This is a genomic window from Telluria aromaticivorans (assembly GCF_013003915.1).
GTDB classification, from domain to species: Bacteria; Pseudomonadota; Gammaproteobacteria; order Burkholderiales; family Burkholderiaceae_D; genus Telluria; species Telluria aromaticivorans.
Window position 1 is genome coordinate 1 of sequence record NZ_JABAIV010000020.1, and the last position, 5609, is coordinate 5609.

Genomic DNA, 5609 nt, shown 5'->3' on the forward strand with positions numbered 1-5609 from the left:
GTAAAGCATGCCGCCAGCGTTCAATCTGAGCCAGGATCAAACTCTTCAGTTTAATCTCTGTTGCTGACATTTCTGTCACCCTTGTTTTACCAAGGGGTCGCTCACTCAAAATACTGACCGTTACTCATTGCTGAGCAACGTATTTCTTTTTTGTGAACATTTGATAATTTAAGTAATCAAGAACCGAAGATCTTGGCACCTTCATCAAACGCCCACACTTATCGACTGTAAATTTTTAAAGAACTTTGTTTGGTACTGCCTTGCTGCACTTGACGAAGCGTTGTGTTCGTCAGCAGCAGAGAAGCGAGAGTATGCGGCGTTTTGCGTTTCTCGTCAACCCCTTCGTTTCCTTCGCTGTCGCTGCCGTGAAGCTGCGTGTGCGTCGGAGGAGCAGAACTATATCAAATGATCACGACGCTGGCAATGCCTGCAATCGAAGTATCCACATGTTTTTCTATCTTGGTTTCAGGAAATAACTTGCCGGTCTACAGCAGCGGACTTTGGGGGCCGATGTGATTCAGCTGCTCGCCCACCCTCCATTGTCTGTAGGCTCATCGGCAAAGCAATAACTGCATCACCGTATAATGAGAACGTTTTGGTGCACGCGCCCGTACTCACTGGCGCAGTTAAACGGGAAACGCGAAACCTCTTGTCAAGGCCAACGCGTGCTGCCCCCGCAACGGTAAGCAAGTGCCGCGATAACGCGGCAAGCCGTCTTCCATGACCACTGTGCGATTCGCATGGGAAGGTTGGACGGTCCGACTTGCCAGCCCGGATACCGGCCAAAAGGTGGAAGTGCGCCAGCGGTGCGCTTCGGTTCAATCTGGCCTACGGGGACGTCGGCCGGTTGTCATTGTGCGTGCGACGTCGCGCACCCGACCAGGAAACGCATGCATCATCCAGTCCGTCCGCCACGCCGGCATGCCATGTCCGTCATCGGCATGCTGCTGCTGTGCGCCCTTGCGAGCCTGCTATTCGCCGGCATGACGGGATCCATCTATATTCCAGCCGGCGAGCTGCCGGACGCCATACTCCAGCTTGCGCGTGGCGAGGGCGGTTCGCTCGCCGCCTCGCTGCTCGAACTGCGCGCCGGCCGTGCGCTGACGGCGTTTGTTACCGGCGGCGCGCTCGCACTGGCCGGCGTGATGATGCAGGCACTGCTGCGCAATCCGCTGGCCGACCCTTACGTGCTCGGCATCTCGGCAGGAGCCTCGGTTGGGGCTTTGCTCGCCCTGCTGCTGATGGCTGCAGCCATCGTGGTCGACCTGGCGGCGCTCGGTGGTGCGGTCGCGGTGTCGATGCTGCTCTACGTGCTGGCGCGGCGCGACCTGCGCGGTGGCCTGGCGGCGGAGGGCGGCACCTCGACGCTGCTGCTGACCGGGGTGATCCTCTCGTCCGCTTGCATGGCACTGGTGACGCTGATGCTGTCGCTCGCACCGGAAGGCCGCCTGCGCAACATGGTCTTCTGGATGATCGGCGACCTGTCCGGCGCACCGGTGCGACTGGCTTCCTGGGTGGTGCTTGGCGCGGCGCTGCTATATGCGCTGCGCAGTGCACGCGCCATGAACGTGGTCGCACTGCATGCGGAAAGCGCAGCCACCCTTGGCATTCGCGTCGGCAGGCTGCGCAAGGGCCTGTTCCTGGTGTCGGGAGTGCTGACGGCCAGTGCCGTGACCAGCGCAGGTTCGATCGGTTTCGTCGGGTTGATCGTCCCGCATGCCTGCCGCTACGCGTTTGGACCGGACCACCGCGTCCTGGTTCCAGCCGCGGTGCTGGCCGGCGGCAGCTTCCTGGTGCTGTGCGATACGGTCGCGCGTACCGTCATCGCGCCGCAGCAGCTGCCGGTGGGTGCGATCACGGCCATCATCGGCGCGCCGGTCTTCCTCTACCAACTGCACCGCCTGCGGAGATAAGATGATCCAGACCGAGCACCTCGACCTGCGCATCGCCGGCCGCATCCTGGTCCAGCAGCTCGACTGGGCTGCCCGCCAGGGCGAATGCTGGAGCATCATCGGCCGTAACGGCGCCGGCAAGAGCACCCTGCTGCGCACACTCGCCGGCCTGCACCCACCGAGTGCCGGCTCCGTGCTGGTGCGCGGGCGCGCGCTGGAGCATTGGGCGCCCGAAGAGCTGGCGCGCGAACGCGCCTTCCTCGCGCAGTCGCGCCACGACGCCTTTGCCTATAGCGTGATCGAGACCGTGCTGTCGGCGCGCCATCCCTATCACGACAACCGATATTGGGAAGGCAGCGACGACCACCAGGCCGCCATGCGCGCGCTGGCCTCGATGGAGGTGGCAGACCTGGCCGGCCGCGACGTGCGCACGCTGTCCGGGGGCGAGCGGCAACGGGTCGCCATCGCCGCGCTGCTGGCTCAGGAAACGCCCTTGCTGCTGCTGGACGAGCCGGCCAACGCGCTCGACCTGGCGCACCAGGTGGGTGTGATGGGGCTGCTGGCCCGCCTGTGCCGCGAGCAGGGCAAGGCCGTGGTCATGATCGGCCACGACCTGAACCTCGCCTATCGGATTTCCACCCATGCGCTACTCTTGAAGGGCGATGGACGCTGGCAGGCAGGCCCCGTCGAGCAGACCATGCAGCCCGCGCTGCTGGGCGATTACCTGGGCCATCCGATCGAGATGCTGGAACACGGCGGCCGACGCATTTTTATTCCGCTCGAGGCGGCTGCATGACAGGCCCGCAGGCAGGGACGGAGGAATGATGAACAGGGATGCAGGAGCCCGCGCCGTACTGGTCGCGGCGATGGCCTCGGGCCAGGGCAAGACCAGCGTGACCGCCGCGCTGGCGCGCAAGCTGCTGCGCCAGGGGCTGCGCGTGCGGGTCTTCAAGTGCGGGCCAGACTTCATCGACCCGATGCTGCTCGAGCGTGCCTCGGGCGCGCCGGTGCATACGCTCGACCTGTGGATGGTCGGCCTCGACGAATGCCGGCGCCGCCTGCACGACGCCGCGCGCGAGACCGATGCGATCCTCATCGAAGGCGTGATGGGCCTGTACGACGGCGCACCGTCAGCGGCCGACCTGTCGCATGAATTCGGCGTGCCGGTGCTGGCGGTGATCGATGCCTCGGCGATGGCCCAGACCGCAGGCGCGGTGGCGCGCGGGCTGCGCGACTACGGGCCGGTGCAACTGGCCGGCGTGGTCGCCAACCGCGTTGCCGGCGAAGGCCATGCCGGCATGGTGGCAGCCTCCCTGCGCGACATTCCCTTGATCGGCTGGCTGCCGCAACAAGACAGCGCGCTGCCGGAGCGTCAACTTGGCCTGGTCCTGCCCGGCGAAGTCGATGGCCTGGACGCGCTGCTCGACAAGCTGGCGGATGAGCTGCACTTCGACGAAGACGCCTGGAAGGCGCTGCCCGTCCTGCCGCAATCGCCGCCCGAGTGGCAGGATGTCGGGCGCCCGCTCGAGCACCATACCATCGCCATCGCGCGCGATGCCGCCTTCTGCTTCCTCTATCCCGCGAATCTCGACCTGCTCGAAACGATGGGCGCGCGGCTGCGTTATTTTTCGCCCTTGAGGGATGAACCCGTGCCTGCCGATGCCGCTGCGGTCTTCCTGCCGGGTGGCTATCCGGAACTGCATGGCGAAGCGCTGTCGAAGGCGGCCAAGTGGCAGTCGTCGATCCGCGCGGCGCATGCGCACGGCGTACCGATCCTGGCCGAATGCGGAGGCATGATGGCGGTCGTCGATGGCCTGACCGACAAGGAAGGCAGGCGCTGGCCGATGGCCGGACTGATGCCGGGAGAAGTGTTGATGCAGGAGCGGCTCGGCGGACTTGGCTCGCAGGCGATGCCGACGCCGCAGGGTCCTTTGCGCGGCCATACTTTCCACTATTCGCGGCTGGAGACGCCGGCGCCGCCGCAGGCGCACGCGGTCAACACCGGCACCGGGACGCAGGGCGAAGCGGTGTTCCGTATCGGGTCACTTACTGCGTCCTACTTCCACGCTTACTTCCCGTCGAACCCACCCGCCACGTCCGCGCTGTTCGGGGCAGATTCGTCCTGATCGCTCAGTAGGGGACCGGGATGCGCTACAGCGCGTAGTTCGAGGAGATCACCCCCTTCAGCATTGCCATGTCTTCGCTGGCAAACAGGCTGAAAGGACGGGTCGGCGGCGGCCCGCCTTGTGCTCATCGAGCTGCCTGGAGGCCCCGGCTGCAACGACGAGCGGCTCGCCATTCCGGATCATGAGGGCTTCGGGCCTCGCGGTATTGCTGTTGACGTCCATGGCCCACACCTTGTCCTGGTGAAGGGCGGTGACGCCGTCGACCAGGGTATGCCCGACGACGATCCGGCGCGCGCCGAAATGCGCAAGCACGTCGCCGACCTGGCTGGTGGTCGCGGCGGCGTAGCGGTCCTCGCCATCCATCAGGTAGCCGCGGTACTGCGTGACCCCGGCAGGGCCGACCACCGCGTCCAGTTCACCCTTGCCGGGCATGTCGCCGGACCAGTAGCGCCGCATCGCGCTATTCAGGGTGCTGACGGTAAGGCCGGAATCGGCGACCGTCGGACTGACTCCGCCATGGGTAATCACCGTCTTACCGCTCTTGATGATGACCGGCTGCTGGCGTAGCCAGTGGCCGATCAGCGTATCGGGCGCAAAGGCGCCGGCCTGCCCTCCCATGCGGGCGAGCGCATACAAGTGTCGCGGTTCGCCCGAGAGGTATTCCCGCGCAAGAGGTACTGCTACTGGTTCCCGAGCAGGACATGCACGGCGCCGCCGGCATCCTGCGCCTGCAGGCTGAGCGCATACAACCGCCACAGCACCGCCAATACGTCGCGGCCCCGGTCGACCGCATCGCCGGCAATCACCAGGTGCTTGCGGCCATGGCGCCAGTTGCCATCAACATCCGTGACCTCGAGCGCAGCGAGGGCTGCATCGAGGAAACGGGTATTGCCCTCGATGTCGCTCATGATCACCGTGTCCTCAGGTGTCTCGAATACGGCGTTGGGGACGGATGGGGAACGCGAAACGGGGAACTGCCGGCTCTGGCCCGCGCAGTCGATCGACAGTTCAGCGCTCTTGCCAGCCAGCTGCTGCACTTTGTCTTCGCAATACCAGGTGGTGGTCCAGCCGCCGTCCGCTTTTCTCCTGACGATAGGGCCGTCGAGGAAGCCGGCCATCTTCACCTTGTCTCCGGTGCCCGCATACGTATGGATGCCGGCGCTTGCAAAACCGAGAGGGATCAGAAGACGTTGATGGACACCCGCTTCCGTGAGTTCGATACGCGCATTGGATAGCGCGACTCCGGCCAGGATGAGAAACAGGGTACCAGCGATGACGATCCCGCGAAGCAGATAAATGCGCGTCTTCTTCGTTGTTGTTTTGCCTAGGCAATAAAACAAGAAGTGTCGCCGCGCGCTGGGAGGGGAAGCGTAAATATTGGCTGGAGGGGTGAATTCTATTAGCTGAGCATACAGATCAGCGCTCGGAATCGCCAAATGGAAGGTAGAAAGCAAAAAACCCCACCGCCGGATCCGCATTGCGGATCCTTGCCCTGGTGGGGTTTTGATCAAGACGAAAAAAAGCCCGCTAGTTCACTAGCGGGCTTTTTCTTTATAACTAGCCTGACGATAACCTACTTTCACACTGGTTG

Annotated in this window: 5 protein-coding genes and 1 riboswitch; of the genes, 3 read left to right on the forward strand and 2 right to left on the reverse strand. The window is 64.0% G+C overall.

The genetic code is table 11. From position 1 onward, the window contains the following. Nucleotides 1–579: 579 nt before the first annotated feature. A riboswitch (cobalamin riboswitch) is annotated at nucleotides 580–801 on the forward strand. An 89-nt stretch (nucleotides 802–890) separates the two neighbouring features. Genes HGB41_RS23075 through HGB41_RS23085 form a run of 3 tightly spaced genes read left to right on the forward strand, consistent with a single transcriptional unit; the run spans nucleotide 891 to nucleotide 4018 of the window. Next, entirely contained in the window at nucleotides 891–1913 is a 1023-nt protein-coding gene (locus HGB41_RS23075; protein WP_171088657.1) for a FecCD family ABC transporter permease, read from the forward strand. 1 nt (nucleotide 1914) lies between these two features. Further along, nucleotides 1915–2688 (forward strand): ABC transporter ATP-binding protein, encoded by a 774-nt coding sequence (locus tag HGB41_RS23080; protein WP_171088658.1) that lies wholly within the window; start codon nucleotides 1915–1917, stop codon nucleotides 2686–2688. Between the two features lie 25 nt (nucleotides 2689–2713). Further along, nucleotides 2714–4018, forward strand: coding sequence for a cobyrinic acid a,c-diamide synthase CobB (locus tag HGB41_RS23085; RefSeq protein WP_171088659.1), 1305 nt, complete (start codon nucleotides 2714–2716; stop codon nucleotides 4016–4018). A gap of 57 nt (nucleotides 4019–4075) precedes the next feature. Here HGB41_RS23085 and HGB41_RS23090 read toward each other — a convergent pair whose 3' ends face one another. Both HGB41_RS23090 and HGB41_RS23095 read right to left on the reverse strand, forming a co-directional pair. After that, complete coding sequence (locus HGB41_RS23090) at nucleotides 4076–4654, reverse strand: metallophosphoesterase family protein (protein WP_171088660.1); 579 nt, start codon at nucleotides 4652–4654, stop codon at nucleotides 4076–4078. 44 nt (nucleotides 4655–4698) lie between these two features. Beyond that, nucleotides 4699–5496 (reverse strand): metallophosphoesterase family protein, encoded by a 798-nt coding sequence (locus HGB41_RS23095; RefSeq protein WP_171088661.1) that lies wholly within the window; start codon nucleotides 5494–5496, stop codon nucleotides 4699–4701. Between the last annotated feature and the right edge of the window lie 113 nt (nucleotides 5497–5609).

Coding starts and splice junctions, on each gene's coding strand:
- HGB41_RS23075 (WP_171088657.1), top strand. CDS start 891: ATGCATCATCCAGTCCGTCCGCCACGCCGGCATGCCATGTCCGTCATC.
- HGB41_RS23080 (WP_171088658.1), top strand. CDS start 1,915: ATGATCCAGACCGAGCACCTCGACCTGCGCATCGCCGGCCGCATCCTG.
- HGB41_RS23085 (WP_171088659.1), top strand. CDS start 2,714: ATGATGAACAGGGATGCAGGAGCCCGCGCCGTACTGGTCGCGGCGATG.
- HGB41_RS23095 (WP_171088661.1), bottom strand. CDS start 5,496: ATGCGGATCCGGCGGTGGGGTTTTTTGCTTTCTACCTTCCATTTGGCG.